Here is a 15,228-nt window from a genome sequence, read left to right as displayed (position 1 = left end):
TTTTACTTTAATTAATTCTGAACTTGAATACCTTTTTTTGTTTTCGGGTGTTCGCCAAAAGTAATTTTTTTGATGCAAATTTTTCTTTGTTTTTGAATTGAAGTAGTTTTAATCAGTTTCAAAAATTAATTTTAGATTTTTGGCGGACACCCTTTCTTGCAATTTTTTTTAGTTCTTCGTCGTGGAAATTTTTTTTATTTTTGCATTATTACAAGCTTATATCCTAATATTATCATGATTTTTTTCTCCATGCCCATTTTTTTGTTGTCTTTTTTTTGAATGTAGAGTGTTGGCAGAAATTATTGAGATTTAAATATTATTTAATTTTTAACCTATTTTCCTATTTTTATTAAACTTTGTTCAATTTTAATTCGTGAAAATTTTTTTCCATAAATTCATACTTTTTTTATATTGGCCTTATAATTATGAGTATTTTAATCTAATTATTTGTAAAAATTATTAATATTTAATTTTGATACTTTATTACTTATTATTCTAGCTATAAGTTATTTAAATCTATTTATATTAGAAATAACTAATATATAATTAATTATAGTTAATTCTATAATTATTTAATTTAATATAGGAGTTTTTAATTGATATGATTTTGGATAACTATATTTTGAGCGAAAAAAGTAGGGAAATTGAAGAAATGGAAGATGAATTTCAACTTATGTATCTTGCATCAACAATCGTTGATGGTGCGTTTAATTTCTTTAAAATCAAACGAAAAATTTCCAATGTTGGAAAACCACCTTTTGACCTCAAAGATATGATAAAACTAATTTTTTATGGATATATTAATAAAATAACAAGCACTGTGGAGTTAGCTTATAATGCAAAGTACAATTATTTGTATAATTTAATTTCACATTTTATAGAACCAAGTGACAGAACAATACGAGATTATTGTAAGTATTTTTCAACAAATTTACCAATTAATTATGAGTTTTATTCTGATTGTAGCCAATAGAATTGGATTAACTGATTTTGAACATATTGCAATTGATGGAACAATAAAAAAAATGCTTACAATTCTTCATTCAATATAATCAAAGAAAAAGATATTATTTTATTAATAAAGCATTATTTGGTCGAAGAATTAACAAAAGATGAAATTAAAAAGCTTAGAAGAACCGTACGAAAATTTTTAGATGATAAATCAAAATCAGATAAAGAAAAAGTTGAAATTCTTTTTTTTATTGGTGGCAGTTGTTGGACTATTCTGGACAGGTATCGTTAGCTTTGAATGATCATGATGCTCGACTGATGAAAGTTAAAGATAATGGACAAAAGTATCCTAAATTTTCATTTAATATTCAATTGGGAACTGATACGAAATCGAAGTTAATATGTGGAGTTAATGCAGTTCAAAATCCTACGGATCATTATCAAATTCCTGCATTAATGAATCAAATCCTCGTTAATCTAAAATTACAACCCACAAAAATTAGCGCGGATACAATCTATTCAACACTAGCAAATTTACAATATCTCGAGGAATTAGGTATAACTGCTTTAATTCCAACAAAACAGTAAAATAGAGAGAATTCAGGTAATATGCCTGACAATCCATTTGCTATAGATTATTTTGTTTTTGAGGAATATAAAAATGTTTTTATTTGTCCCAATAATGAAGAATTAACTCTTGATGGAGCATATCCTGCCCCACAAAAAAAAGGAGGAGGAAATAAAATCAAATTAGTCTATTCAAACTACCTAGCCTGCAAAAATTACAAATATAAAGTGAAATGCTATACAACCAACCATAGAGCAATAACAAGGTACGTCCACGAAGTTACATACAAAGTTGAAAGATTAATGTCTACTAAAGATGGAATAAAAGACTATAAATTACGTTCAAAGACTGTAGAAGCACATAACGGAACTTTCAAAAGAATTTACAACTATGATTATCTTCCAATAGTTGGTTTAAAAAGAGTACAAAACCAAATGTTCACAATCGTAGCATCATACAACCTAATAAGATTGTTTAATCTTATTAAAGAGAATAAAATGGATTTACATTCAGTCATTAGTGCAATAAAGTTCATATCACTAACTTAAAAAAAATATTGAAAAAAAGCTAAAGGATAAAATGAAAAATGTTCAAAATCTAATAATTTCTGCCAACACTCATGTACTTGTTTTTCCACGGATTAAATAGTATGAATTCAAATGTTTTTTTTGTTTTTAACATGATTTTCTGTGGAATATATAAGTAATCTATCAATAGCATGTGATTACATTATTCATATTAATTTTGTTTTTTACATCATCTAAGTGTCTTAATGCTAAATGTTATTTCATTTACGGTTTGATTTTCAATTATTGATGATATTACAAAGTCCATTTTTGTATCGACTGTGCAAGAGATTCTTGCATTTGCAGCAAATGTTTCAACTTCATTATTTGGTGGAACTCCCATTTCTTCACGTGCTTGTGGATGATCAGGAATTTCAACATAAGGATCCATCTGTTGCCAAAAAACATGAAAATCCTTTAAAAGTTTCCATTTCTTCTACATTGTTGTATATTTCCATCATAACTCCGTCATTCATGTCTATAATAGACTTTAGGGTTAATTATATTGCATTCTATCACAAACACCAGAACCTGTTATCTTCATAAGAATAATCACCTGTTTGACTCCTTAAATACCTTATTAACTTCATTAAATTTTGTTTTCTTACGATTAAATAAAGGAAATTTAATTGCAGTTTCTAAACTCCATTTTCCACTACGAACAAAAGCATTATCACTTAATATAATATTTTTTCATCAACAATAATTATTATAAAATTTGCTAAAAAAAAATTTGAAAATTCATATTCAAAAACCATCAAAGATCACCACCCAAAAACAACAATTCTCAAATAAAAAAAATAATTTTATTAGATAATAATACTTTATAATTAAATAATATATAATATTAACTATAAATAATACTTAAAAATAGATATAAATAAATTAACACCCAATAAAATAAAATTAAAATAATAATACATAGATATAAGTAAAATAAACAAAAATTAACAAAAAACAAAAATCAGAAAAATCTCTTAACTTGATAGTACTGCAAAGTTCTAAAAAATTACTTAATAAAAGATTTTTTCCCAGAATATCAAAAAATTCCTATGGTTCCTTAAAAAGGAATTTAAAGGAAAATTAACAAGAACTAACAATAATTCTGAAATGTACTTCCACACAACACTACCAAAAGCTGAGAAAAAATGATATAGGACTAAAAATGGAGTATTTAATCAGATATCCAACAGAAAAAATGGCTGGATGAAAAAAATAAAATCCCAACTAACAAAATGACAAATCCATATTAATTATAAAAAATAAAGGTAAATATTAAAAATTTGATAATTATTAAATAAAACAAGTTTTTAAAATATCTGTAAAAAAAGTTTACAAAAAACAAGACATTATGCTTGTTTTTTGTTTAAATTTAGTTTAATTAATTTTTAGCAATCTTATTTCTTGCGTTCTTTGATTCTATATCCCATAATTAGTAATACTAATATAACTACAATCATTGCAGTAATTTGAATGTAATTTGTATTTTCTGTTTCAATATTTTTGGTCACTTCATATGATTTTTGATTATTAGAATCAACTTGGCCACCGAAACCTGCGCCACTAGAAGATAAAGAAGCGCTAGCAATATCCATATTTGAAGAACCATGAGAATAATGTGTTGAATTTAAATCACCATTATGTAATTGTGAATTACTATGATTTAGGTTATTTCCAATAACATCAGTTTTATGGCTATTATTTCCAGTAAAAGAATTACCCCCATTATCTAACCAACCTAATCCTAAACCATTTCCTTTAAAAGGACTATTTAAATAATTTTTCAAACTATTAGGATATTCATTACTACTCATTTTACGAACAGGTTTGGAACCATCAGTATTATTCATAACTAGATTTCCAGTACCGCCAATAATAGTTACTGCACGATTACCGCCATATTTTCTACCATTCAATATATTATTAGCAACAATGGAATCACTAACAGTTGATCCACTACCACCTTTAAGTGCAACAGCATAATCACCATTAATTGAAACATTATTATATTGAATATTATATTTATGATTACCATTAGTTTTTTGAGAATAACTCACACCATAAACATTAAAACCTTTCTCAAACTTATTTACAGTACTAACAATGATAGTATTATTCATAATTTTATCATTAGAATCTTGTACTTCAATTCCAGCAACTAAAGCCCAACTATGTTTACTAGCAAATCCAGTAACATTAATAAAATTACTAATAATATCAATTTGAGTTTTACCATAATAATTTTGAGAATAAATCCCAATATTCGGACCATTACAATAACTACTAATATTATTAAATGCAATTAGGATATTTTCAGCTTGACCAGTTACTTGAATCGGATAAGCAGTACCCTGCGCCTCTTTACCACCAGTTGTGCGAATATGAATATTATTACCATAAATTACAACATTATTAGATAAATACAAATCTAAACCATACAAATAATTAACATCACCTTTCTTTGTAATGTAATCATTTTCAATAATTTTATTATTTTCTATTGTTGAGTTATGGCATGCATAAATTAATACAGCATCTAATGTAGGTTCTCCTTGAGCAAAACCATTAACAACACAACGAATATAATTATTAGATAGTCTTAAACCATGACAGGAATCCGCAGCAAATGCGGCTACTGAATCCATACTAATTCCACCATAAATTTCAGCCATCCAATTAACTGCCCTCAAAGGAAGAGAACAATCAATTGTATTACCCGAAACAATAGCATCACGAGTATTAGTTAAAACAACACCATAATTATAACCTTCTTTTAATGCATTACCATACATCTTAACAGTATTATTAACTAATTTAACATTAAATAAATCTCTATTTAATCCATTTGAATAAATTCCAAACCCAGTGATATTTTTAGGCACATGATAATCAATATTAACATTATAAACAGTGACATTATCCCCATTAATTAATACACCCGCATAATCATTATCACTAAATTCCTTATTTAAAACAAAATTTAAATTAGTTAACAACACACCATTAGCTTTTATATTAAAAACTGTATTGTTAAACAATGTATTTCTACCAGTAATCTTAGTATTAGGAGAATCAATAGTAATCACACCTTTGTCAGTGAACTTACCACTAAAAGTTATAATTTTCCCACCATACTCCTTTATCTCATTCAGTTCATGATGCAGGTAAATGGGAAATTCCAGGCGGTAAAGTTAAAAAGTGTGAATTTTTTGATGATGCTTTAAAAAGGGAATACCTAGAAGAAACAGGTTTGGAAATTGATGTAGATTCATTATATAATGTTGTTAGAAATGATTATACTGCATGTAAAACCAATGAAGAAGTTAAATCAATCCAGTTGATTATGAAAGTAACATGCCAAAGTGATGAAGTTACTATTAGTAAAGAGCATGATAAGCATGGGTGGTTTAGTAGGGATGAAATTAACGAAATGATTGAAAATGATTTACTAACTCCTCCTGCTGTAAATGCATTTAAAAAATGATGAAATTATTTTTCATGAGAAAACAAAATATATTAAGGTTGTTTATAATTAAATTATGGAAATTTTCCCATTAATTTATAAAAGTAATTCTAATAGGTTGTTTAGATTAATACATAATTGAACATATAATTTTCTCAATTATTTCATGATTTTTTTTGTTTGATAATATGTGTACTAAAATAATCTTTATTATCGAATTTCTATTAACTTAATTTTATAAAATAAAAAATTTAATCAATATCTAATATCCTTGAGGCGTTTTCAAATAAAATTTGTGATTTTTCTTTATCAGTTAAATCAAGTTTATTAAAGTATTCCATTTCACTTGCAGAGTCCCACATTGGATAATCAGTACCCCAAAGTACTTTTTCACTTCCATATGCATGGATTAAATCAACCGCTTCAGTTGATGTTAAATTATATAAGCTTGAACTTAAATCAACATATAAATTAGGCGTACCGGCTAATTTTGCAGTTGCTTCTTTCCAAATACTCCAACCTGCAAAATGAGCTCCAATGAATGTTATGTTTGGAAATTTTTCTAAAAATGCTTTAATCTGTTCAGGATTTGAGTAATTATATCTAAAATCTCCGCAGTGAACAAGCATAGGCACATTGGCTTTGTCAATTATCTCACCTATTTTAAATGCACGGTCTTCATCCATAGCGAATAATTGAAAATCCGGATGAAGTTTAACACCTTTTAAGCCTAATTCTATTAAATAATCAAAATCTCCCTGTAAATCTTCACTATCTGGGTGTAAGGTTCCAAATCCAATGAATTTGTCAGGATGTTTGTTAACTGATTCAGCTATAAATTCATTAATAGATTTAACTTGTTTTGGGGTTGTTGCAACAGAATGAACTAAATAATGGGTTACTCCAACTTTTGCCCCATCCTCTAGTAAACCATCTACTTTACCGTTTAATGACATATCTAAATCATAAAACTCTCTGATTCCCCTCACTGCTTTATCTGCTATTTTTTCTGGGTAAATATGACAATGTGCGTTTACTATTTTTTTCATATTATTTAACCACCTTAAGATAATTTTACTTGTTTATAACTAAAATATTTATTTGTATAAATGTATATATTAATTAACATGAAAGTTGATAGATGTCCAAATTGCAATAAGATTATTTCACCTCAGGAGACTGTTTGCAGTAATTGTGGTGCTAAATTGGATAACCGCTCTGTAAAAAGAATCAATTCTATTTATCATAGGAGCAATGTTGCGACTTTTGCCTATTTAATTATTTTTTTAATTGCAGCATTAATTTATTCATTTTTTAATTGGGTTTTGTCTGTAGTTGTCGGTGTAGGATTATTTATTATATTGGTGTATTTTATATTTGTTAGATAATACTATTTAGATGAGTATCAACCGTTAATACAATTTTTCACCAGAATACAAGTTTTCTTTACTGTATATTCTAATTAGCCTGTCAATTAAATCATCATACATTAATCTATGACCTACTGCTCCACCTTGGGGTGTTTGAACATTATTTAGGGATTTATCTGCATATTTTCCACAATTATTTATTATATACCACATGCCATGAGGTGTGTATATGAATAATTCACCTTCACTAGCTCCATTTTTAAAACTATCCTGAGGGTCATATATCTTAGTAGAGTGAACTGCCAGTCTGGATAAGTCTTGTTCAGGTCTTGTTCCGCTTTTTTCAAATAACATTTTTAACCATTCGTAAGATTGATCAATTAGGTTTACTTTTTTAATCGGATCTTTAAATGCTTCTTTTACTTTATTTTGTCTTTTTTCTAAAGTGTTTGTTATTCCAAGAATTTCTTCAACTTTTGACACATTCTTTTCAAGACATCTCCATCCTTCAGGCCTTCCAGTTACTTCTACATTGCCTTCTACAAAGTCATTTCTTTTAAATTTTCTGAAATAGGGTTTTACTTTTTCAAATTCTTCGTCAGGTGTTCTTTTATTTAATCCGTAAAGATAACCGTACTCATTAGTGTCATAGCATTTTGTTTCAAGTTTCAAATCTTCATCTGCCATGTTGTTATTTAAATTTTAAAATAATATAAATCTATTGTAGAATGAATGAATTTTATCATTGTCAATTAAATTTAATATTTTTATTAATTTTAAGTTATTTTATTTAGTTCAATAATCATTTTAAATTTTAGTAAGCTATTTTTATATTGAAAACAGATATAACAATATGGTTAAAGTAAGTATTTTAGGGTCAACTGGAGTTATAGGTAAAAATGTTGCATTTACTCTTGCACGTGAAGACACAGTTGATGAAATTGTCATGTTTTCAAGGCCTGAAAGTCTTGAAAGAGCAAAAGGGGAAACCTATGATATGTATGATGCATTAGCTGCCCGTGATATTGATTGTAAGCTAACCCCATCATCAGATTTTAATGACATTGCTGGTTCGGTCATTGTATTGATTGCAGCTGGAATTCATAGGGAAAAAGGAATGAAAAGATTAGACCTTGCTATTCCAAATGCAAAAATCGTTAAGTATTATGCTAAAAAAATAGCGGAATATTCTCCAGAGTCTATAATACTGGTTGCAACAAATCCTGTTGATGTCATGACAACAATTGCACTTAAAGCATCCGGATTTAAAAAGAGTAAAGTTATTGGTGTCGGAAACCACTTAGATTCTTTAAGATTAAAAAATTATTTCTCAAGACAAATAGATATTAACAGTTCTGAAGTCCACACTAGGGTTATTGGAGAACATGGGGATCATATGGTTCCACTTTTAAGCTCAACAACCATTGGAGGTATTCCACTTAAATATTTCGTTGAATATGTTAATCTGGACATTACGGGACTTGTAGACCAGCTAAAACGTGCTGGAAATACAATTATTTCTAAAAAAGGAGCAACAGAATATGGTCCTGCTTTTGCTATTTCAAATTTAATGTCAACTATTATCACTGATTCTCATAGAGTTTTAACAGTTAGCAGCTTTTTAGACGGTGAAATTGAAATGGTTGAAGATGTATCTTTAGGTGTTCCGGCGGTTATTACTAAAAACGGAGTTGCTCTTATTGTTCAAATTCACATGAACGACATTGAGAAAAAAGAGTTTTATGAAGCGGCACATACGGTTAGAGATGCAACATGTGAAGTTTTAAAAGAGCTTGATTTAGGTGATTGAGTGAAACTTGTTGTTCAAAGAGTTACTTCAGCCAGTGTGGAAGTTGAGGGGAAAATAGTTGGCGAAATTGATGAAGGTTTAATGGTTTTAGTGGGTTTCGGTGATATGGATACCACTAGGGAAGCTGATTATTTAGCTCGCAAACTGGCTAAATTAAGAATTTTTGAGGATGAACATGGTAAAATGAACAAATCTGTCATGGATATTGGAGGTAAAGTTTTATTGGTACCACAATTTACTTTATATGCTTATACAAAGAAAAATAGGCCTTCTTTTCATAAGGCTCTCTCATCTGATAAGGCAACGGAACTATTTGATTACTTCACAGATAGATGTAGTGAATTAATCGGTGTTGAAACGGGCATGTTTGGGGAATTTATGAAAATTAATTTATCAAATAATGGTCCTGTCACCATTCTTTTAGAAAAAGAATTTAATTAGTAACAAATTAAATACAAATATTTAAGAACATTTATTTCAATATATTAATTTATATAATCATGGACGTAAAATTCAATGACAAGTGAAACACCAAAATCAAGTGAAATTAAAAGATTAACTTCGCCTTTAAAGTTTGAAGGATTGAAAGCTTATGATAGTTATGGAAAACCGATTAAATATAGTGAAACCTTGTCTGACGTTAGATTAACTGTTGAGCCAAAAAAAGGTATTTTAACAGACGATGAAATTTTACAATATGCTCCACTATCAAAAGCGGCTTCACAAGTAAGACTTAAAAGAAGTTTTGGTGATACTCAAGATGTATTATACTTACATGAGAGTATTCCTTGGATTTTAGGATTATATTATGTAATTTTAATTTGTGTAAGTATTTCCATTATATTCGCAAAAAATGCAATATTAATGGCAATTTTACTTATTCTATTTATTATCCCTTTAATCTATTTATATCATATTTTTAAATTAGATAAATATGTGGAAGCTCAAACCAAAGGCATTGCTTCAACTTCTAAGACATATAAAAAAGATACGAATAAAATTGAAGTGGATGAAATTGTTGGACTTGAATCTCTTAAAGAATATGAAAATGAAATTAGTAATTTGAATGTTTTATTTAGTGTCAAACAGGATGTTGTTCGCAATTTAATTAAAAAACGATTTGAACCTCCTCAAATTACTCATGACAAATTTATCAGAATTATTGATAATTGTGAAAAGTTATTTAATATTCAATCAAATGCTGCATTAAATATTATTAATTTTGCTGCAGAAGATACTCCAAGAGTTAGGGGTGAAATTAATAATAAAATTGATGCTATGAAAAGAATCATCAATCAAATTGAAGATTTGACAAATGAATTGGTTATTAATATCAGTTCTGATGAAAACTCAAAAGATGATGTTGATGATTTATTAGATGATATGGAAATTTTAATAGATTCTGTCAAAGAGTATTAGGTGATGATATGACTAAAAATTGTCCAAAATGCGGAAAACAATTGCCTGAAGATGCAAAATTCTGCATGGATTGCGGATATAGTATGGATGATGAGCAAAGTAAATTCAATTCTAATTTGTTTTCAAATGGTTCAATATTTATTATCTTAATCGCTATTGTTTTGGTTATTGGTGGAATACTTATTTTAACTTCATTTGCAGATGTAGATGACCATGATAATCAGGATGTTGGTCATGTTGATTTAACAGTAACTGAAGTTGGCGGATGGGATAATAATGACAGTGATTCAAAGGCAAGCTACACATTATATGCTAATGCTATATTTAATAGTGTTCCAGATGATATTGATGGATATAATGTAAAAACTTCGTATTATGATTCAAATGATACGGAAATTGGTCATGATATAGAAACTTTAGAAAATATTTATTATGAATCTGAGTTTTCAATTAGTTTTGGATATTATACAACCTATAAATTGCCTAATCCTGACCATGTGACTGTAGAAATTATTAAAGATGGTAAAGTTATTGATACTTTTAGAGAAAAAGTTGATAAGAATAGTATAGATTTTTTAAATTAGTAGGTGATAAAAATGGCTGAATTCTCACTTGATGTAGATGGAATAAAACAAGATGTAGAAATTTCTTTAAATGAAGAAAAAGGAAAATTAGAAAATTCTAATCTTAAAAAACAAGCAAATGATAATGCAGGAGCAATATTTGAAACAGACTTAGACAATCCTCAAGCAAGAGAAAGTATTTTAAAACCATTAGATAATTTTGGTTTAAATGAAATGTCAAGATCTGCTTCACACAATGAAATGCTATCAACAAGATTTGTTGATTTAACAAAAGGTGGAAAAGATGCTGACAATATTGGAGATCAATTATTGGAACTTAATAAACAAATGAAAGATTTAGATCCAAGTAAAGTTGATTTTGCTAAAAAAGGTGTTTTAAGTAATTTCATGAACCCAGTTAGAAAATACTTTGCAAAATACCAAAAAGCGGAAGTTGCAATTTCTGAAATTGTAGAATCTCTTGATAAAAGCAGTAAAGTATTACAAAATGACAACACTACCCTTTTAAATGAAGAAAATTATTTAAGAGAAGTTACAAATAAATTACTTGCTGATATTGAACTTGGTAAGCAAATGGACCAATCAATCGAAGCTCAAATTCAAACTGCTGAAATTGAAGGAGTATCAGAAGATAAAATTGCATTTGTTCGTGAAGAAATATTATTCCCATTAAGACAGAGGATTATGGATATGCAGCAAATGATTGTTGTAAACCAACAGGGCATTGTTTCTTTAAATGTTATAAGACGTAACAATAAAGAATTGATTCGTGGAGTCAACCGTGCTAAAAATGTAACCATTTCAGCTTTAAGAACTGGTGTTATGGTTGCAAGCGCATTATATGACCAGAAAATTGTTATGGATAAAATCAATATTTTAAATCAAACAACTGAAAATATCATTGAATCAACTTCACATATGCTTAAAGAACAAGGAAGTGAAATTCAAAAACACAGTGCTGAGACTATGATTTCACCTGAAGTTCTAAAAACTTCTTTTGCAGAAGCTATTCAAGCTATTAATGATGTAAGTACTTATAAAGTTCAAGCATTACCTCAAATGAAGGAAACAATAAATATGTTTAGAGACATGGCTCAGGAGGGTCAAAAAGTCGTTGAGAAAATTGAGATATCTAATAATAATTTAATTGAATAATATGAATATATTCGAAAAATTTTTAAAATCGTGGTGGGTTATTCTTTCATTTATAATGTTTATAAATGGTTTTGGATTTATTTACATAGGCTCCAAGCATAATAATAAGAATTGGATTATTGAAGGAATAATCTATGAAATGCCATGGTTTTTCCATGTTATTTATCTAGTAATTTATGAATTGCCACCATATTTCACTGCAAATCCAATTTATGAGGTATTCCTATTTGCTTTTTTGATTATGTTTGTTGGAATTATAAGGTCATTTTGGGTTGCGATTAAACTTTGGAATGTATATGATAATAATGAAAAATATGCATTAAATCCAACTGAGTTAAAAAATCCAAATAAAACTAAAGGAAACAATAATTATTCTACTATATTTTCATGTTGCTTATGTGTTATTATAATATTTTTAATATTTGCAATCAGTGCTATTTTATGAATTTTAGAGGATGTCATGTTTAGAAAAATGAGAAGAAAAGGTCAAGAGATCACAGAAAGTGAATGCATTGAAATATTAACTAATCAACCTCGTGGAGTATTGGCTCTTTTAGGTGATTATGATTATCCTTATGCAGTTCCTATGAGTCATGTATATGTTGATGGTAAAATATACTTCCATGGGGCTATGGAAGGACATAAAAATGATGCTATAAGGCATTGTGATAAAGTTTCCTATTGTGTTGTGAACAATGGAGTTTTAAATGATGATTGCTGGTCTTATACATTTAAAAGCGTTATTGTCTTTGGAAGAGTCAGAATATTGAAGGATAATGATGAAAAAATTGAAAAATTAACCTGTCTTGGAGATAAATTCAACAAGGCACATGAAGAAACTGCTGATGAAATCAGAAGACTATTGGATAAAACTGAAGTCTTTGAAATTACTATTGAGCATATGAGCGGTAAAATAGTTGAAGAAAATTAAACGGGGTTTATTATGATTGGAAATGATTGGGATTTGGTTTTAGATGATGAATTTAAAAAAGAATATTTTAAAAATATTAAATACTTTGTTGATAGTGAATATTCAAATAAAAGCATTTATCCTCCATATGATGAGATTTTCAATGCTTTTAAACTAACTCCACTTAGTAATGTTAAAGTGGTTGTTTTAGGGCAAGACCCATATCATGAAGCAGGTCAAGCTCACGGTCTTGCTTTCTCAACACCAAAGGGCAGGCCAATTCCAAGATCTCTTAAAAATATTTTTAAAGAAATCAATGCTGAATATAATTGTCCGATTCCTGAATCTGGTTGCTTGGAATCCTGGGCAAAACAAGGGGTTTTTTTACTAAATACTGTTTTGACAGTTGAAGAGGGTAATGCTAACTCCCATAGTGAATGCGGATGGCAAACATTTACTGATAATGTAATTAAAATATTAAATAAACAAACACAACCTATTGTATTTTTATTATGGGGAAAACAAGCTGAAAGGAAAAAGGAATTAATAACTAACTCAAATCATTTAGTTTTGATAACTTCACATCCCTCTCCATTTTCTGCAAGACGTGGATTTTTTGGGTCTAATCATTTTAAGTTAGCTAACGAATTTTTAAGTGAAAATGACGTAGATGAAATTAATTGGGAGCTTTAAGTCATTACTCCAAAATTAATTCCGTTATTTCCAACAGATATAAAAGAATGATGTTCATTATAACCACTGCGTGGATAGTCGTTTCTTTGTGATTCAATTCCATGTACAATTTTGTAGTTTTGATATTCTTTGTTTAAAATATCATAAAACTCATCATGAGAATATTTTGAATCAGAAACGCTTTTAACTACTTCTTCAACGGTTTTTGTAATGTTAGTTCCTCTCCATGTAATATAATAGAACTCTTCACCTGCTGAAAACCATAATTTTGAATTATTTTTTCCATCATGCCGGTCATAGTTAGTGAAATGAACTGCATCACGGCCATCTACTTTTACTTTTTGTGCATGGTTATGTTCAAGGAAATATCCATATAACTCCATTATTGAGGGGTTAACATATCTTATTGTAAATTCATCAATATCTTCGCTGTATTCATACATATTAAAGTCACTGCTATAAGGATTTTCATATTTTGGAGGTATTTTAAATTCCTCATATCCGACAGTCGAGGTTGTCCAATTTGATGAATCAATTGCACTAACTGCATTCATTAATATGAATAATACTAAAAGAAAAATTAAGATTCTTCGAAACATGATAACAATTTATGATTATTCTGTATAAAATATTTTTAGATAACAATATCATAATCGGTTTTTCTATTATCTCTCATTCTTGAGTCCATATCAACTAAATCATAAACTAGGGGGTTTGCCATAACCATTGTCCATATTTCATAAGTAGTTTGGATGAACTCCTCATTTAGTTTAATATGACCATTAACAATAGGGCATTTGTATGGAAATTCGCTGTCATCAAAAATTAAGTGAAAAACACCATTTTTATCTAAGTGAGGTATTAATGGAAATGTTCTACATTGAATTGGTCTAATTGATCTATCACATTTTGGAGGATTTCTACATTTAACTAAATAAATTTTGCCTTTCCAGGAATGGGGATATTTAATTTCAGATGAATCAATATAATACAGGTCAAAATCAGAGCTATCTTCATACATCAATTCTTCACCAGGAAGCAGATATAAAGCTAGTTCTTCGTTTCTATAGTCTTCTGAATCATAAACACAGCATATTTCCCCACATAATTTTCCGCAGTCAAAATTAACAGGAGAGACTTTATCAAGTTTTTCATATATCCTTTTAATTGATTTTTTCATTTTACTAGCTGTAATTTCCATATTTTTTTAATTTATTTTAAATATTTAAATAATTTGTTAAATCATGTTCTTTTGGAAACATGGGGATATTTTTTTGTTTTGATATTGGATTCATTTAAGTGAAGTATGAATATTTTTAGATTATCAGTTGATTTTTCTAATTTTATTTAAATATTAGATTATAATTATAATTATTAAATATATTATCATATTATTTTTTAAACATAAAATTCTAAATTATATTTTATGATATATTGAATATATAAAATTCAAATCCCACAAGTTTTTAAATGAGTATTAATTAAACAAAAATTTTATATATATATTATTTATATAATAATGAACATGATTTAAATAAATTGTTTTTTGTTTAAATCTAAGATTGTAATATGTTAATATCAATTATTAACATAGAGAAATCTTTAGGTTGAAATGAATAATATATTTTACTAAAAATATAGTTTCTCATTTGCAATTTAAATATAATTTAGAGAAAGGTAGTATATTATATATTTAAGAATAAGTCTAATTGGATTAAGCTAAATTTATTTTAAGAATT

Annotated in this window: 19 protein-coding genes and 1 pseudogene; 14 read left to right on the top strand and 6 right to left on the bottom strand. The window is 27.8% G+C overall.

The genetic code is table 11. The features are described from left to right. Positions 1 to 601 precede the first annotated feature (601 nt). From Q9968_RS02435 to Q9968_RS02420, 4 genes are all read left to right on the top strand, one after another. Complete coding sequence (locus Q9968_RS02435; protein ID WP_305513134.1) at positions 602 to 973, top strand: transposase; 372 nt, start codon at positions 602 to 604, stop codon at positions 971 to 973. A gap of 117 nt (positions 974 to 1,090) precedes the next feature. Next, positions 1,091 to 1,243, top strand: coding sequence for a hypothetical protein (locus Q9968_RS02430; RefSeq protein WP_305513132.1), 153 nt, complete (start codon positions 1,091 to 1,093; stop codon positions 1,241 to 1,243). Further along, on the top strand, positions 1,216 to 1,539 hold the full coding sequence (locus Q9968_RS02425) for a transposase (protein ID WP_305513130.1): 324 nt from the start codon (positions 1,216 to 1,218) through the stop codon (positions 1,537 to 1,539). The genes Q9968_RS02430 and Q9968_RS02425 overlap by 28 nt, the downstream gene beginning before the upstream one ends. A gap of 21 nt (positions 1,540 to 1,560) precedes the next feature. Continuing rightward, positions 1,561 to 2,067 carry a transposase gene (locus Q9968_RS02420; RefSeq protein ID WP_305513128.1) on the top strand — a complete coding sequence of 169 codons (507 nt, stop codon included), beginning with the start codon at positions 1,561 to 1,563 and terminating at the stop codon, positions 2,065 to 2,067. Between the two features lie 208 nt (positions 2,068 to 2,275). Here the strand turns inward: Q9968_RS02420 and Q9968_RS02415 are convergent, their stop codons facing one another. Then, the gene (locus tag Q9968_RS02415) at positions 2,276 to 2,476 is read right to left on the bottom strand and encodes a hypothetical protein (protein ID WP_305513126.1); all 201 of its coding nucleotides are present in this window, start codon (positions 2,474 to 2,476) and stop codon (positions 2,276 to 2,278) included. Between the two features lie 1,006 nt (positions 2,477 to 3,482). Further along, positions 3,483 to 5,171, bottom strand: coding sequence for a hypothetical protein (locus tag Q9968_RS02410; protein ID WP_305513124.1), 1,689 nt, complete (start codon positions 5,169 to 5,171; stop codon positions 3,483 to 3,485). 80 nt (positions 5,172 to 5,251) lie between these two features. Between Q9968_RS02410 and Q9968_RS02405 the strand changes: the two are divergent. Then, positions 5,252 to 5,569, top strand: a pseudogene (locus Q9968_RS02405) (NUDIX domain-containing protein); the annotation flags it as partial. Positions 5,570 to 5,799: 230 nt separating this feature from the next. On the opposite strand, the gene Q9968_RS02400 reads toward Q9968_RS02405, so the two are convergent. Further along, on the bottom strand, positions 5,800 to 6,597 hold the full coding sequence (locus Q9968_RS02400; protein ID WP_305513122.1) for an amidohydrolase family protein: 798 nt from the start codon (positions 6,595 to 6,597) through the stop codon (positions 5,800 to 5,802). 78 nt (positions 6,598 to 6,675) lie between these two features. Between Q9968_RS02400 and Q9968_RS02395 the strand changes: the two genes are divergently transcribed. Then, positions 6,676 to 6,936 (top strand): zinc ribbon domain-containing protein, encoded by a 261-nt coding sequence (locus Q9968_RS02395; RefSeq protein ID WP_305513120.1) that lies wholly within the window; start codon positions 6,676 to 6,678, stop codon positions 6,934 to 6,936. A 24-nt stretch (positions 6,937 to 6,960) separates the two neighbouring features. On the opposite strand, the gene Q9968_RS02390 is transcribed toward Q9968_RS02395, so the two are convergent. After that, the gene (locus tag Q9968_RS02390; protein ID WP_305513118.1) at positions 6,961 to 7,605 is read right to left on the bottom strand and encodes a hypothetical protein; all 645 of its coding nucleotides are present in this window, start codon (positions 7,603 to 7,605) and stop codon (positions 6,961 to 6,963) included. 166 nt (positions 7,606 to 7,771) lie between these two features. Here Q9968_RS02390 and Q9968_RS02385 point away from each other — a divergent pair, with 166 nt between their 5' ends. From Q9968_RS02385 to ung, 8 genes are all read left to right on the top strand, one after another. Next, a complete protein-coding gene (locus tag Q9968_RS02385) occupies positions 7,772 to 8,728 on the top strand; it encodes a malate dehydrogenase (protein WP_305513116.1) in 957 nt (318 codons plus the stop codon). Next, positions 8,729 to 9,169: a D-aminoacyl-tRNA deacylase gene (gene dtd / locus Q9968_RS02380; protein ID WP_305513114.1), complete on the top strand. Its 441-nt coding sequence runs from the start codon at positions 8,729 to 8,731 to the stop codon at positions 9,167 to 9,169. Positions 9,170 to 9,244: 75 nt separating this feature from the next. Beyond that, the gene (locus Q9968_RS02375; RefSeq protein ID WP_305513112.1) at positions 9,245 to 10,147 is read left to right on the top strand and encodes a hypothetical protein; all 903 of its coding nucleotides are present in this window, start codon (positions 9,245 to 9,247) and stop codon (positions 10,145 to 10,147) included. 8 nt (positions 10,148 to 10,155) lie between these two features. Further along, complete coding sequence (locus Q9968_RS02370) at positions 10,156 to 10,731, top strand: zinc-ribbon domain-containing protein (RefSeq protein ID WP_305513110.1); 576 nt, start codon at positions 10,156 to 10,158, stop codon at positions 10,729 to 10,731. 12 nt (positions 10,732 to 10,743) lie between these two features. Beyond that, positions 10,744 to 11,886, top strand: a complete 1,143-nt coding sequence (locus Q9968_RS02365) for a toxic anion resistance protein (protein WP_305513108.1) — start codon at positions 10,744 to 10,746, stop codon at positions 11,884 to 11,886. A 1-nt stretch (position 11,887) separates the two neighbouring features. Then, on the top strand, positions 11,888 to 12,331 hold the full coding sequence (locus Q9968_RS02360) for a hypothetical protein (protein WP_305513106.1): 444 nt from the start codon (positions 11,888 to 11,890) through the stop codon (positions 12,329 to 12,331). A 15-nt stretch (positions 12,332 to 12,346) separates the two neighbouring features. Next, positions 12,347 to 12,817, top strand: a complete 471-nt coding sequence (locus Q9968_RS02355) for a pyridoxamine 5'-phosphate oxidase family protein (RefSeq protein WP_305513104.1) — start codon at positions 12,347 to 12,349, stop codon at positions 12,815 to 12,817. Positions 12,818 to 12,829: 12 nt separating this feature from the next. Beyond that, positions 12,830 to 13,489 carry a uracil-DNA glycosylase gene (gene ung / locus Q9968_RS02350; RefSeq protein WP_305513102.1) on the top strand — a complete coding sequence of 220 codons (660 nt, stop codon included), beginning with the start codon at positions 12,830 to 12,832 and terminating at the stop codon, positions 13,487 to 13,489. On the opposite strand, the gene Q9968_RS02345 is transcribed toward ung, so the two are convergent. Further along, positions 13,486 to 14,088: a hypothetical protein gene (locus Q9968_RS02345; RefSeq protein WP_305513101.1), complete on the bottom strand. Its 603-nt coding sequence runs from the start codon at positions 14,086 to 14,088 to the stop codon at positions 13,486 to 13,488. The two genes, ung and Q9968_RS02345, sit on opposite strands and share 4 nt — an antisense overlap. Before the next feature lie 35 nt (positions 14,089 to 14,123). After that, positions 14,124 to 14,690 carry a hypothetical protein gene (locus Q9968_RS02340; RefSeq protein ID WP_305513099.1) on the bottom strand — a complete coding sequence of 189 codons (567 nt, stop codon included), beginning with the start codon at positions 14,688 to 14,690 and terminating at the stop codon, positions 14,124 to 14,126. Between the last annotated feature and the right edge of the window lie 538 nt (positions 14,691 to 15,228).

Source organism: Methanobrevibacter sp. V14, assembly GCF_963082475.1.
Classification (GTDB): Archaea; Methanobacteriota; Methanobacteria; order Methanobacteriales; family Methanobacteriaceae; genus Methanocatella.
The sequence above is the reverse complement of the archived record's forward strand: the minus strand, read 5'-3'. Positions and strand labels throughout refer to the sequence as shown.